This is a genomic window from Bacillus sp. GC_Bacil_1, from assembly GCF_026540675.1.
In the GTDB taxonomy this organism is placed as follows: Bacteria; Bacillota; Bacilli; order Bacillales; family Bacillaceae_G; genus Bacillus_A; species Bacillus_A cereus.
The window spans coordinates 139,661-154,494 of record NZ_JALNUG010000015.1; the positions used below are offsets into that span (position 1 = coordinate 139,661).

The window sequence follows — 14,834 nt, forward strand, 5'->3', positions numbered from 1 at the left end:
TTATCCCTCCTCATTTGCATAGCCGTTAAAATACTATGAACAGATACTAGGAGACTACTACACTGTGATACTCTCTAGTATTTTTTCTTTATCCATATTATCTATTGTTGAGTAAATGATTAATTGTTAATTTTTGTATAATCTTTATAAAATAATAAAGGGGTATATATGAATAGGTATGTCCTTTTTATGTAATGATAATGCGAATTGAAGTGTAATACTGAAACGGTAAACGAGAAGAATCAGGGCCGAAACAGATAGTAAGGAAAGTAAAACAGTAACAGCAGACAATACTTATAATGAAAACGTTCATAATGGACTGTCTATGGATGGAGAAAAAAATACGAAAAGATAAAAGGGGCAAATGAATATGAACAGAGCCTTTAAAGGTATCGTATTAGCAGGTCTAAGTGTTAGCGGGTTGTACAATAGAAACATATGTCCTAACGCAGTCCAGAATATAAGCATGTAGATAAAGTATTCTTAGCTGATAAAATGGTAGAAGACAAGAAGACTATAGCAATGAAGAAATTGAAAGAGAACTAAGAGGTTTAGCATCCTGACTTTCTAAATAACATGAGTGTTTCTATAGAATGAATCCTTAGGAGGGCTATTGTGGAACCTTTAATCAATGGTATTTTATACTTTGTATTTTTTTTTGGAGCACTGTTTCTTATACTGGGTATTGCATTGGTTTTATTTATCGTGGCTGCATTACTAATAATCTGGAAGGAGAATCTATCATTTCTAATGATTAGTTTAGGTATAAATATACTTGTCATTCCATTGTCTTTTTTTATTGGCGGGATGGCAACAGATTCCCCTGGTAGTACGATGCACGATTTTTGGAAAGTATTTTTCTTTATTCAGGTAATTCCGTTCCCTCTAGTACTGCTATCTTTAGTTTGGTGGCTTATTCGTCGAAAAAAAGCAAAAGTTCATGTGTAGCGTTTTTAATGCAAATAAGCTGTCCGTTTGGGGAGTTTATTGTATTTATTACTAAACGTGATTATTTCCAAAATGAATGCAATAACACTATACAGTTAAATAGAAGGTGAAACATATTGAAATCTTATCAAACGTTAGCCCACTTGTATGCATTAGGACTAGGCTGCGGGCTTTGGGATAGAGAGGAGGTAATTTCATGGTGCGATAGGTTGATTGAAGCAAATGAGCACCCGCCATATGAAATTATGGAGATATCTTTAATGTCTAAAGCAAAGCTGATATATATAGAATCGGCTTTACTGTCATATAGCCGCATAGTTGATGAAAAATACTCGGTAAATATCCTTCTTTCTGTCTTAAATGAAAAGTTAGTAGCTCAGAAATGTAATGTGAAACAAGCGCTTACTTGCTCCACTCGTTTACTAGTAAACAGAGGCGTATATTGGGAAGAGGAATATTTTGATTTATACAGCCTTGATGATAGCTATGATATTGCACAGGAAGGGATCCATTTTAATAAAGAAGATGTGATTACTGCTTATATCGATACATTAGGTGCTTTTCGCGTCCATTTTAACGAGTTTGAAGATCTATATTTGCAAGTCATGAAACAGAAGTGGCAAGGGTAGAAGGCAGGAAAAGGAATCATTGAATCGTAAGAGTTACTTCCTGTATTTATCACCAAATTTATCTAGCCAAGACGAGTCTGTCTTCGTGTTGATGAATTTTTGTCTCTTAATAACTTAATGCTATCATCTTTAATTTTTCCGACAGCAAGCAAAGCTAGCATTTTTAATGCATAATCAGACGCTTGTAAAGGAGCATCACTAATTAAATTTTTACCAGAGAGTAATTTATTTAATTAGTAGAAAAAGGAAGGGACCTATTTGGCTCCTTCCTTTTTCTCATACATACATAACGCTTGTTGACAACTTATGAAATAATAGCATTCATCGCTATTAAAATATAGCACTAAAAGCGATTTAATGGATATGCAATTATACATATCTGTTTAATTGCATGAATGGGAACAAAATGATTTAACTCTTCCGGTATGGAAACAAATAGATTCAGGTATATTTAGGGTAAGAAGACCTGATTATTGATTGCTGGTTAAATCATATTTCTACGTATCTGAAACAAATTATTTCACTGGATTGTATGTTATAGATGGTGAGGGATTTATGAAATGTAGATTGTTTCTTGGTTTTTTGCTCGTGATTTTACTTTGAGGATACATCGGAAAAGAAGTTACGTTATATACGATTCAAAAAGGGTTATTAGTTAGTGCATCCATAGATACGCTCCGTTTCCTGTTTCCTATCCTACTAAATTACCATTCCAAGCAGATTCCTTCTCTTTCAAACAATTCATCCATTGAATAAAGATAATTCCGCCATATGTATCGGAGGGCATGAAGCTTTCTTAATACCATTTGGAATATATTTCAATATACTTCCGATACTATAACAGATCGAAAATTTCTCTATTGGAGGTATATAATGGCATATCCATTTCGTAACTTAGTATTTGAAGGTGGCGGAGTAAAGGGAAGCGCTTATATAGGTGCCATCCGTGCACTAAATGAAGAAGGGATTTTACCAGAAATACAACGATTTGGGGGGACTTCAGCAGGAGCGATTACTGCATTACTTTTAGGTCTTTCCATTCCATTCGCAGATCTTGTAAAAATCCACAAAGACATGAATTTTAAAGCGTTTAAAGATGATGATTTTTCGATTGTACAAGATAATATTCGTTTATTTTTTGATGGTTTTGGTATCTATAAAGGGGATTTCTTCACTGAGTGGGTAGGAAAGATCGTTGAAAAGTGGACAGGGAGTAAGGACACAACCTTTCAGCAGTTATATGACAAAACAGGAAAAGACGTGTTTTTCCAAGGAACGAACATTTCTACACACCAGCTTCGTACGTTTTCTCGCGAAACGACACCTGATGTCCCGTTAGTAGTTGCTGTGCGGATTTCGATGTCCATCCCATTCTTTTTTAAATCTGTGGAATGGGATAAAGATTATTATGTAGACGGAGGTGTACTGGATAACTACCCAATTCGTTTATTTGATCGGAAAAGTTTTGTGAATAAAGAAGAACACTTCACGACCACAGATACGATTGACGAGGTTAATAAACTGGTAAGCAATACGGAGGATCATTCTACACTAAGAAGCTTACACACGAAATACAATGCATCTTTCTTTGATCCTGCAGATGAAATTGTCTACAACAAAGAAACACTGGGTTTCCGTTTAGAATCTCAGGCCGAGATTGCCATGTTAAAACATATCGCAACTTCAACAGAACATCATATTGGCCATTCTCTTATTCATTTTGCATGGAATTTGTCTCAAACGATGATCAAAGGTCATGAGAGCGGAAAAACAACCAAAGAAGATGCTGCCCGTACTGTATTTATCAATACATTCTTTACGCCGTCGTTTAATTTCGATATCACAGAAGAAGAAAAGAAAACACTCATGAATTCAGGCTATACTTCTACTAAAGACTATCTACATCAGTTTAATACGTCTGAAGTAAAATTGTTTAATCGACCATAAAGCCGAGTGCAATGCACTTGGCTTTTTTTAATCGTCCTGTAAATTCTTTTTTTAGTAGCTAATAAAAATTCAGATAGACTATGCATAGAACAAGAGAAAGGAGATAACAGAAAGTAATAAATATAAGTTTTGATGACTTCTTATTTTGTAAAACTAGGGTGTAGAAAGGGTGAAACAGGTGGAAGAAAAACGAATTATGATTTATACAATTTTTCGGCTAACACAGTACAAAAGAGAAGCCTAAAACGGTGGATAGGAATGTATCAAAAAATGAATAGAGTAGCAAGACGGATTTATTGTGAAAGTAGGGATTTTCCTTTTTCTTTCTACTGATAATAAAGCGTTATGTAGACTGGGAATGTATAAGGTATTCATTGCTATTCCTTCAAAATGCTGATGTTACATCATATTAAAATAACCTCTAATTTAAGTATTGAAATTCTCTAAATCTCAATGTATTATATTCTTGTATTTTCTCACTTTGCTAAGCCTAGAAAACATCATCACTTCTGAAAGAACTCGAACTCCAGCGGGTTCTTTGAATTTACTTGAACTTATTTTTGAATCATTGTATTATATTTCCGAGTCTTACTCATATAAATCATTATCAGGAGAATCTGCAAATTTGCAGGTTCTTTTTTATTTTATTGAAAGTAAAATTTTAGCCAGTCATTTATTTTCATATTTTTGGTTTTTATACGTGTTTGGTAAAAATCAATGAGTTGCAAAAAAATACTATGCTGAAATCTAGTTCGGTATAGCAATGTGCATATAAAAGATCCCACTTTGCTATATCCCCTAAAAAGAGTCATAAAAATCTATATTTTTTTAATTCAGTTGCATACTACAAAACTTCTTTTAAAAGAAATGTATGTACATACACATTATATTTTGTTCCATAACTCTCTAACTTTTGTTCACGAGAGTCTGTTAAGTAAAGGATTATTGGCGGGTGGTGCAATAGGTGCAGAAGATGTGAAAACAAATGAAAAAGTACAAGTTGCTGTTGCAGGTAAAGAGGGAAATATAACGTATAAAGAAATTGATAAAGCAGAATCTCCATTGTTATTTGGAATGTATCCTTTATGTTAAGATCCGAATGGGAAGTTTGTTTTTTCTGATAATTAATATTTATACAAATTGTGTAATTAGTATACGGAAGTGGTTTTAAATTTCATTAATGTATTCCTTTTCATCTGAATGAATTATTTATTGCAACAGATTTCCCGTCCAAAATAAGATGTTCAAACAAAAGACAATATAAGTATCTTTATAATGATTTTTCAATATAATCAATGTGTTTATGAAAGGAACTCTGTGTTATTTTTGCTTTTTTACTAACTAATACAGCTTCAAACAAAGGACACAATTGCTACATACTAAGTGTGATTTATTACCTATTCAAAATTCTGTCTATTCAATCTTTCTAAAAATAAAAAAAGATTAAACTTATAAATATACAAGTTATAATGAGGGCGTCGAGACACAATTTATTACCTCTAGAGAAAATATCAAACCTTGTTTTGGATTAAAAATTCTAAAGAACTTGCCAGTAATTTTTTAAAATTGGACATACTGATATGATTACTATACGGTGGATAGCGGATTAGAAGGAAAGTTTATTCAACTCAATAAAGAAAGCGTTATCAAATGAAACTTGTTTTGAATCGATCATTCTAACAACTTAGATTCAACTACAGCTAAAAATAATAAATTATGGGGGTGCTTATATGAACATAAATGTAGCATCTATTAAAGAAAAAAAGATTGTTAAATACAAAAGTTGTTTTGATGTGATTGGGCCCATAATGATAGGCCCTTCAAGTTCACATACTGCAGGTGCTTTGGCTATTGGAACAGTTGCTAATAAATTATTTCAAGGTCTTCCCAAAAAAGTTGTGGTAAAGTATTATGAATCATTTGCTGAAACCCATAAAGGTCACGGAACTGATTTTGCAATTATTGCTGGTATATTAGGCTTTGCTGCTGATGACAGCAAAGTGCCAGATGCTATTAAAATAGCAGAGTCTAAGGGAATTGACATTACCTTTATTGAAAAATTGGGTAATAGTCCTGCTGGTCATCCAAATACGGCAGATGTATATGCAGAGGATGAAAGTCGAAGTATTAGAGTAATGGGGATTTCGGTCGGTGGTGGGTTGATTGAAGTCAAACATGTTGAAATTGATGGATTTAGCTTAAATCTGCAGGGGCCATTGCCAGTTGTTATTGCGATTTCAGAAAGAGCTGACTTTGAATTTGTTTTACGCAGGATCTTTAAACAATATGATGTGGAAATTAACAACTTTCATAGTTTGGAAGATAAAACAAAATATTTATATGCATTCGCTTTGGATTCGATATTGCCAGGTAATGCTCAGAAGGAATTAGGAGATTTAAGCAATATAGCTAATCTTATTATTCTTTAGTCACATTTAGGAGTGAAAAATATGTATATGGCCATAAAAGAAATTGTGGATGCAGCTAATAAAAGCCAAAAGCAAATTTATGAATTAGCAATCGAACAGGAAATCAAACAAACTAAAATTTCTTATGAAGAAGTATGGAGTAAAATGGAACGAAATTTAGCGACTATGCAACATGCAATAAATAAAAGTATCGAGGGCGACGGTGTATTTTCTCCAACAGGTTTGACCGGAGGGGATGCTGTAAAAATTAAAAACTATCGAGAAAATAGGAAAACTCTTTCTGGAGATTTGATGGTGTTAGGGATTCAAAGTGCTATCGGTGTTAATGAAGTAAATGCTGCATTAGGAGCTATTTGTGCAACTCCAACAGCAGGTGCGAGTGGGACGACTCCGGGAGTCCTATTTAGTATTAAAGATACGTTGCAGTTAAGTCATGAAGATATGATTCATTTTCTATTCACTTCAGCGTTATTTGGAACGATAGTCGCAAACAACGCTTGTATTTCAGGAGCGTACGGAGGATGTCAAGCTGAAGTAGGAAGTGCCTCAGCGATGGCGGCTGCAGCTGCGGTAGAAGCTGCGGGTGGAACGCCACAGCAATCTTCTGAAGCTTTTTCGATTGCATTACAAAATTTACTCGGTTTAGTTTGTGATCCGGTCGCTGGTTTGGTAGAAATTCCTTGTGTAAAGAGAAACGCCATTGGAACGGCAAATGCTTTAGCAGCAGCGGACATCGCATTAGCCGGCGTAAACAATCTCATCAATGCTGACGAAGTGATTGAAGCCATGTATAGAATTGGAAGACAGATGCCTCGCGAATTAAGAGAGACAGGTTTAGGTGGTATTGCAGCTACACCTACAGGAATTGCCATTAAAAATAAAATCTTTGGGGAGAAACAATTAAATCAATAAGTTATCGAGTGTATTGTGAAATTTTTAACAATCTTTACTCTATTGTTCGCCTAAGGATGTCTGTATATTGGGGGAGTTATCAATAAAATATACTACTATATAATTAAAATATTTTATAAGTGGTAATAAACCCTTCAGGTTGATGCTTCGCTAATTTTTTGATTTTTATTAACCTAGAAGGGGGATATTCGTTGTGGCGCACTATATAAGCTATTCATTTTTCAAGAACGGTCTATATTCCTATATCTAAAAAAAGAAAATTAAGAATAGGACACAAGGAGGAATTATTATATGGATGGGAATACTGCAAAAAACATAGAATTTCAAGCTGATAACACTGCAGTAAAAAATGAGCAATATCTAGACCCTAAAAAGTGGCATAAACAGGATACTACCTGGGCATTGAGCCTTTTTGGAACAGCAATTGGAGCAGGAGTACTCTTTTTACCGATTAATGCAGGTTCAGGTGGTTTATTATCATTGCTGTTAATTACCATACTTGCATATCCTGTTATGTATTATTCACATAGGGCGCTTGCTAAAATGATTTACGCTTCGAACTCTGCCGATGAGGGGATTACAGGTACAATAAGAGAGTATTTTGGAAATAAGGCAAGTATCATTTTTAATATTGTGTATTTTGTCTCCATTTATACGATCGTGCTGATGTACTCGGTCGCACTTACAAATACCGCTAGTAGCTTTATCGTGCATCAATTGCACATGTCGGAGCCTCCAAGGTCCATTTTATCGCTTGTCTTAGTACTCGGTCTTATCGCTATACTAAATTTTGGTCAAGATATAACTGTAAAGATCATGAGCATGCTAGTGTATCCTTTTATAGCTTCTCTCCTTTTTATCGCAATATCTTTGATTCCACAGTGGAATACGTCAATGCTTAGTTTTTCAAGTGTTTCTACTGCTTCAACAGGAACAGGATATTTAGGAACGATATGGATGATACTTCCAATCATAGTATTCTCGTTTAATCATTCGCCTATGATTTCGTCATTTGTTATGAAACAGAGAGCTACGTATGGAATAGATGCTACTGATGCTAAATGTGCTCAAATACAAAAAGTTTGTTATATTATGACATTCGTAGTTGTTATGTTCTTTGTTTGGAGCAGTACCTTAAGTTTGACTCCAAATGATCTTAAGGTGGCAAAAGAACAGAACTTGTCAATCCTATCATATCTTGCTAATGAGCTTAATTCGCCAGTAATCACTATTGCAGCTCCTATCATTGCATTTGTGGCTATTACAAAGTCTTTCCTTGGTCATTATATAGGAGCGTATGAGGTAATGCGTGACATGATTATCAAGTCCAGTAAAAAACGTGGGAAAGATATAGGAGAAAAAACAGTTAAGACAATGATTCTTACTTTTGTCGTATTAACATGCTGGTATGTTGCTTATACAAATCCAAGTATTCTTGGAATCATTGATGCCCTTAGCGGTCCGCTAGTTGCTGCTATCTTATGTATACTACCAATGTATGCAATCCATAAAGTATCAGTACTTGCTAAATACAAAGGGAAATCGAGCAATGTATTTGTCATTATTATAGGTATTCTTACTGTCCTAGCAAGTATTAAGTCATTATTCTAATCCACTATTGTTAGTATCGATGCAAAAATCGTGGGATATGGAAAAAAGAAAGATTCTTATCGGAACTGAATTCTATATTGTTAAACTAAAGAAATCATGGTTTTGGACAAACTCCTCACATTGGAGAGTTTGTCTTTTTTTATTATATGCATAACTTTTATCATTTTAACCAAGAAGACCCCTTCCTCAAGGAACGCGAAATAAGTAGGTGGGAGATGAATTGGCTAAAATGATAAACTGGTGACCCAGTATGTAGAAGTGAAAAAGGGGAAAACTATTGTATAATTATCGATAATTTAGGGGGCGCCAAATGAAGCATAATAAAGAAGTAACACTTGGGGATTACGTTCAATTTTCATATCGTAAAAATCCTAATTTGCAATTAATAGGATTTGTGGTGAATGTTTTACAAAATACAATTGTTGTAGATATTGCGGAAAGAATGGATATCGAGATAGATGATTTTAGGCAGGTTGTAAAGCATGGTTATTATAATAAAGTGGTTCATAAGCAAATAAAGAATAGTGTTTCATAAAAAAGTGCTCCTATATAAATTTAGGAGCACTTTTTATGGAGAGAATTTCCGCAAAGTTTTTTTGTCAGAGGTATAAAATTTTCATATGAAAATACGTTTTGAAGATATTTTCTTATTTGTTAATTAATAATTTTTTCAATCTTTATAGCTGTTATGAATTTAAAATATTATTCATAAAAATTTCACATAATTTTATTAAAAAGAAAAATACTAATACTTGTTTTAATACTTTACCTAGAGTTATTAAAACAAATTTACTAACTGCGAAACAAGGAGGCATCACTGTGGACATTCGTGAAGGATTAATTCCAACAGCTTTAGGTACAGCAGTGACAGCAGCAGGTTATGCTCTTAAACAAACTCGTGGAACTAATAAAATGATTGCAAATACAGTATTTGGTTTTGGTTTAGCACACGTCGTTTTAGGTGTAATCGATCTTGTTGAACATCGTCGTTAGAACGAAAGGCAAGCATTGATATATGCTTGCCTTTTTGGGAGTACATTTATTATTCATTTTTCAAATATGTTTGTATGACGTAATCATTATCAATGTAATTAAATAGTTACACTACAAGGAAATTAGAAAGTAAAACTGTGAGCATTGAATTTTATGAAATGAGATGGTGATGGAATGGAATTTTCTTCTGAAAGTAATACGTATCATGCTGGTGACATTGTTTATATTTTTTACCGAAATCCTCATACTCAAGACGTAGCTAACATACAAGCTGCAGCAGTTGTAAATAATCCTGAAAGACCTAATGAATTAGCACTATTTCTTTACGAAACGTATTATCCACTAACAAATGAGATGGCTATATATGCTACCGAAGATGAGGCAAACCAAGCTTACACTTACTATTATGGTGATATTTCAGAGGGGATGTTAGAATGAATAAGCCATTTATGCCTAAGCTCGTATATTTTGAACCGAAAGCACTAGATTATCCTTTGGGGAAAGAGCTGTTTGAGAAGTTTTCAAAGATGGATGTTGAAATTCGACATACTACTTCTCATAATCAAGTAAGAGATTTGCCAGGGGATAACGATTTTCAAAAGTATCGAGTAGCAAAATCCACGCTGGTTGTTGGTGTTAGAAAAACACTGAAATTCGATACTTCCAAGCCTTCAGCAGAGTATGCAATTCCTTTTGCAACGGGATGTATGGGACATTGTCATTATTGTTATTTACAAACAACGATGGGAAGTAAGCCTTATATACGAACGTATGTAAATGTTGAAGAAATTTTAGATGCTGCTGATAAATACATGAAAGAGCGTGCACCTGAAGTAACAAGATTTGAAGCGTCGTGTACTTCAGATATTGTAGGAATCGATTATTTAACGCATACCCTTAAACGGGCCATTGAGCATTTTGGAGAATCTGAATATGGGAAATTGAGATTTGTTACGAAATTCCACCATGTAGATCATTTACTTGATGCTAAACATAATGGAAAAACAAGATTTCGCTTTAGTGTAAACGCTGATTATGTGATTAAAAACTTTGAACCAGGAACTTCTCCCTTAGCTAAGCGAATTGAGGCAGCAGGAAAAGTAGCTAGAGCTGGATATCCTCTTGGTTTCATTGTAGCTCCTATTTACCTACATGAAGGCTGGAAGGAAGGATACTATCATATGTTTGAACGCCTAAATGCTGAATTACCTCTTGATGCACGGGATGATATTACATTTGAATTTATTCAACATCGTTTTACAAAGCCAGCTAAGAGAGTGATTGAAAAAAACTACCCGATGACAAAATTAGAATTAGATGAAGAGAAAAGAAGGTATAAATGGGGGAAATATGGAATCGGAAAATACATTTATCAAAGAGAAGAAGAAGAGGATATAAAAAATTATCTCTATTCCTATATGAAACAGTTCTTTCCTAATGCAAAACTAGAATATTTTACATAAAAGAAACGAACAAAATTCATTACATCATCAATCTAAAAAATTACTCACTCAAAAAAGTGATATTGGTCAACAATTCGCTAATAAATCATTTGAAAAATTTATATACGAAAGTCTTTTATGTAAAAATATGTTTCATTATGAGCTGAATCCCAACAGTTAAACAGAAAAATACAGTGGTTGCTCTGAGTTAATGGAGATAGAAGAAAGAGGATTTGTAGTAGGCGCGTCTTACGATATTGTTAAGGAAAAGAAATCAAATCCAATTATGAAAGGGACGTATCAGATGGTACTTCCCAGTAAGTTAGCGCAGCAAGGTGGAAAAGGGGCAGGGAATAATTATATTAATGTGAGTGCAAAAGCAGATAGTGTATTTGAACAAATACGAATTATTGCTAAAAAAATTAGTCGTGAATTATTTTTTCCGCATATACAAGTGATTATTTTTTCTGAAAAATTACTCTCGAATCCTAATGTTTTACAGAATACGCTAGATGTACATATTCGTGATCATGAAATGAGAAGAAACATCCGTCTATTTGTTTCTCGAGGGTACTTTGGCGGAGTTGCATTTTAGCGATTATAAACAAGTTATGGATGAAAAACGCTTAACGAAGGATATTTCAAAAGAGATGGAGCAAAGGATTCAAAAATCAATAAAGCTTGTTCAAAAAAATATAAGGTGGATGTATTAGCATTAGGAGAAGTATATAAGCGGAATAATTATAAAGAATGGAAGAAAATAAGTAAGAATTGGGATCAAGGTGAAAATTATTTTAGTAATGCTGACATTAATGTTTATGTTCATCCAGTAATTGAACATTCAGGCTCAACTTTACCGAAGAGAGTGAAATAAGGTGATTTAAGTCGTTAGCGGATTAGAAATACGCTAAACGATATTAATGCTGGTTCTGCATTTTCAATCAGTGCAGACTTATGTACTTTAAACGTGATTAATAAATTATATTTGGCTTATTATGATCCTTTGGTTAGCACTAGTTAGAGTTATAGTAAAAATATTAAGTAGAAACGACTTATTTTTAATAATAAGAGGAAATATGTTACTGAAAAGTAAGGAGACAAATTATTACTTTTCTAAAGAGTCATTAGGTCCGTACAATGATGCATTAAAGTGATTCATAAGGGATTCTGAATGCTAAGAGAGTGAGAATGAATTACAAAAGAAAGGTGCATAGGCGCCTTTCTTTTTTTGAAGGGATTTTTTGTTACGAGTTAGTACAAAATTGGGTTCAGGGGGTACTATAAAATTTTAGCTTGATGGCGATGGGGTAGCATCCACGTCTATCAACATCACTACACCTATATTTAATACTGCGTTACGTGCCTTTAATCAAGTGAAAAACAAGACCCATTTTGTAAAAACTGAAACCAACGTTTTCTAAACTGAATTTGAGCCATATCTGCATGAACATGGGCCTCCATTTTTAAAGCTTCTGGTATAGGTCTAGGATGTTGACTTTCTACAATAATTTGATCCTCTTTTAGTACTCTTAAACTAAATTTAGCTAAAATTTGGTCTAGTAAAGGGAAGTACTTTAAAAATGTCCTTCCGGTATATCCCATAATTAATGTCTCTTCTTCATCAATTGGTGTAAACGTAATATACGGAATAAATGACTCATTCTCCTGTTTGCCACTGTGAAGCATCCACTGATGTGGGAATTTGTATTCAAGGTAAGCATCACCATTTGAGAATATAAACTGATCCAGTGTTCCCTCCAGCTTATAATTGGTTGATTCGGCTTTTGTTTTTCTACCAATCGTTTTTTTATGTATATAAGCAAGATGAGCAGTATCCAGCACAGATTCGATTGATCGAGTAAGGTGTGCATTCCAAGTGGCGTGGAAGAAAGAGAGTTTAAAAGGAGTGTTCTCCATTACATGAAAAGTTTTCCATTCAGGTGGAGTTTCCTCACTATCAGGGTATATCCAAATCAACCCAATTTTTTCTCTTACAGGGTATGAGAAGGTATGAGCAAATTTCGGGATAGGTTTATTGGGTTGGGATGGAATTCTTACACAAGTACCACAACTATCGAATTCCCAACCATGGTAGGGACAGACTAGTTTACCATTTACTACTTGTCCCAGTGATAAGTCAGCGCCACGATGAGGGCAGTAAGGTGATAGAGCCTGAACTTCGCCTTTTTCATCCCGATATAATACAAAATCTTTGCCAGCAACTCTTTTTTTACTGGGATCTTTTTTATATCTTTTACATAACTCACAGCATACCAATTACGTGGGAATACTCTATTTATATTTAGAGTCATTTATTTTCTCCTTCTTTTTTATTCACCTAGTAGATATTAGTGGTGTCTACTGTATACTGTCTATTCTATGCTATAAAATATTTTAAATGTTGGTTTAAAATTAATAAATCTACAGTTTAATCAAATCATTATGAAAGCCTGCATAATCTCTCTAAATGTAACAAAAATGACTAAAGTACAATAGATTTTAAAAAGGAGAAAGTTTTATTTTATTGAAAATTGAGATATTAAGCAATATTCCTATTGCTATTAAATTCACCATTAAAGAACTTCCACCAAAACTTACAAATGGAAATGGAGTACCTGTAAGAGGAAATAGTCCCGTAATACCACCTAAATTTACAACTGATTGCATACCAATCATACATCCTATACCAATTGCTATAAAACTGCCGAATGGATCTACACATAATTGTGCAATTTTTAAGGAGCGAAGTACTATAGTCAAAACTCCAACCAATAGAATAAATACACCAATAAATCCTAGTTCTTCAGAAACTATTGCCATTATAAAATCAGTGTGTGGTTCTGGAAGATAACCTGTTTTTTGTATGCTATTTCCAAATCCACGACCAGTGATTCCTCCAGAGCCCATGGCAATAAAAGAGTTTACAAGCTGGTATCCATTTCCTTGCGCATCAAGAAAGGGATTGAAAATCGTAGTAATACGTGTCTTTTGAACTTCTGATAAACTATATTGAATCAAATAATATAAAATAGGTAACCATAAAATAGAACCGATGGTAGTTCTTTTGATTAGTAGATTTATATTTATTCCTGAACAAAGAAATATGCTAAAACCTATACCTAATATTAAAAGTGCAGATCCTAAATTTGGTTGTTTAAAGATAAGAAAAAAAATTGTAGCTAAAAAAAATAAAAGTTTTCCGATACCACTCCAGTTATTTTTAGCTTGTTCTTGTCGCAATGCAAAAAAACGGGCTGTTACAAGGATTGTTCCTAATTTAAGAAATTCAGCTGGCTGTATTCCAAAGATCCATGATTGAGCATTATTTACCACTTTTCCTTTCCATAAAACCATAATTAATAAAAAAATCCCCCCAACCATAATACAGATTGAGACTATTCGTTTTTTCCATATTTCATATGGGAGTAAAGCACAAATTATTAATCCTATTGTTCCTAAAAGTAGCTTTGTTAATTGAGAATCAACAAAATGTCTACTGTTATAACCGTAATGTTGGACAGCGACAATGGAGCTTGCACTATACATCATGATAATACCTAAAGTACATGTTATGAATAGAGGAAGGAGCAATAGATAATCGAGTTTTAATATTTTTTTCATTTTAATATCCTCCTGATTTAAAACAAAACATAATATTACATTTGCTAATGAATAGAATCTTGTTCTCGTCAATTACTAAATATGACTTTTGTTTAGGAAGATTCTATCGCTTATTCCCTGTTTTTTACGCAAAAATCCCCCTAGTATGTAACTAGAGGGATTCAAAATGGCATGAGTAAATAAGGCTTTTTTCCCTCTAGTAGAGCTTTGGCACTATACAACGTAAAGTAATGAAAATTCATTACTTAGCTATCTTAAGAAGAGCCTTAATCCGACAATTCCTGTTCTACCCATTGGCGTCT

11 protein-coding genes, 3 pseudogenes and 1 riboswitch are annotated in these 14,834 nt (G+C 33.6%); of the genes and pseudogenes, 12 read left to right on the forward strand and 2 right to left on the reverse strand.

Translation table 11 applies throughout. The features are described from left to right. Positions 1-615 precede the first annotated feature (615 nt). The 12 genes and pseudogenes from OXT04_RS21595 to OXT04_RS21650 all read left to right on the forward strand — a co-directional run. Positions 616-948 (forward strand): hypothetical protein, encoded by a 333-nt coding sequence (locus OXT04_RS21595; protein ID WP_267417500.1) that lies wholly within the window; start codon positions 616-618, stop codon positions 946-948. Positions 949-1,064: 116 nt separating this feature from the next. Continuing rightward, positions 1,065-1,577 (forward strand): hypothetical protein, encoded by a 513-nt coding sequence (locus tag OXT04_RS21600; protein WP_000844532.1) that lies wholly within the window; start codon positions 1,065-1,067, stop codon positions 1,575-1,577. 873 nt (positions 1,578-2,450) lie between these two features. Continuing rightward, positions 2,451-3,524, forward strand: coding sequence for a patatin-like phospholipase family protein (locus tag OXT04_RS21605; protein ID WP_000331130.1), 1,074 nt, complete (start codon positions 2,451-2,453; stop codon positions 3,522-3,524). Between the two features lie 1,730 nt (positions 3,525-5,254). Beyond that, on the forward strand, positions 5,255-5,953 hold the full coding sequence (sdaAB, locus tag OXT04_RS21610; protein ID WP_001024890.1) for an L-serine ammonia-lyase, iron-sulfur-dependent subunit beta: 699 nt from the start codon (positions 5,255-5,257) through the stop codon (positions 5,951-5,953). Positions 5,954-5,974: 21 nt separating this feature from the next. Next, on the forward strand, positions 5,975-6,865 hold the full coding sequence (gene sdaAA / locus OXT04_RS21615; protein WP_110496615.1) for an L-serine ammonia-lyase, iron-sulfur-dependent, subunit alpha: 891 nt from the start codon (positions 5,975-5,977) through the stop codon (positions 6,863-6,865). Between the two features lie 291 nt (positions 6,866-7,156). Beyond that, positions 7,157-8,476 carry an aromatic amino acid transport family protein gene (locus tag OXT04_RS21620; protein ID WP_090976637.1) on the forward strand — a complete coding sequence of 440 codons (1,320 nt, stop codon included), beginning with the start codon at positions 7,157-7,159 and terminating at the stop codon, positions 8,474-8,476. A gap of 310 nt (positions 8,477-8,786) precedes the next feature. Further along, positions 8,787-9,011, forward strand: coding sequence for a DUF2187 domain-containing protein (locus OXT04_RS21625; protein ID WP_090976639.1), 225 nt, complete (start codon positions 8,787-8,789; stop codon positions 9,009-9,011). Positions 9,012-9,295: 284 nt separating this feature from the next. Then, positions 9,296-9,469, forward strand: a complete 174-nt coding sequence (locus OXT04_RS21630) for a hypothetical protein (protein ID WP_000354585.1) — start codon at positions 9,296-9,298, stop codon at positions 9,467-9,469. A 174-nt stretch (positions 9,470-9,643) separates the two neighbouring features. Continuing rightward, a complete protein-coding gene (locus OXT04_RS21635) occupies positions 9,644-9,907 on the forward strand; it encodes a transcriptional regulator SplA (protein ID WP_000396091.1) in 264 nt (87 codons plus the stop codon). Next, positions 9,904-10,932: a spore photoproduct lyase gene (splB, locus tag OXT04_RS21640; protein ID WP_267417516.1), complete on the forward strand. Its 1,029-nt coding sequence runs from the start codon at positions 9,904-9,906 to the stop codon at positions 10,930-10,932. The genes OXT04_RS21635 and splB overlap by 4 nt, the downstream gene beginning before the upstream one ends. Before the next feature lie 172 nt (positions 10,933-11,104). Beyond that, positions 11,105-11,785, forward strand: a pseudogene (locus OXT04_RS21645) (Ger(x)C family spore germination protein); the annotation flags it as partial. A 181-nt stretch (positions 11,786-11,966) separates the two neighbouring features. Continuing rightward, positions 11,967-12,065, forward strand: a pseudogene (locus OXT04_RS21650) (HXXEE domain-containing protein); the annotation flags it as partial. A gap of 211 nt (positions 12,066-12,276) precedes the next feature. Here the strand turns inward: OXT04_RS21650 and OXT04_RS21655 are convergent. After that, a pseudogene (locus OXT04_RS21655) lies at positions 12,277-13,223 on the reverse strand (Rieske 2Fe-2S domain-containing protein). A gap of 187 nt (positions 13,224-13,410) precedes the next feature. Further along, positions 13,411-14,532: an FtsW/RodA/SpoVE family cell cycle protein gene (locus OXT04_RS21660; RefSeq protein WP_000722115.1), complete on the reverse strand. Its 1,122-nt coding sequence runs from the start codon at positions 14,530-14,532 to the stop codon at positions 13,411-13,413. A 185-nt stretch (positions 14,533-14,717) separates the two neighbouring features. Continuing rightward, a riboswitch (M-box (ykoK) riboswitch) is annotated at positions 14,718-14,834 on the reverse strand. This riboswitch is flagged as partial in the annotation.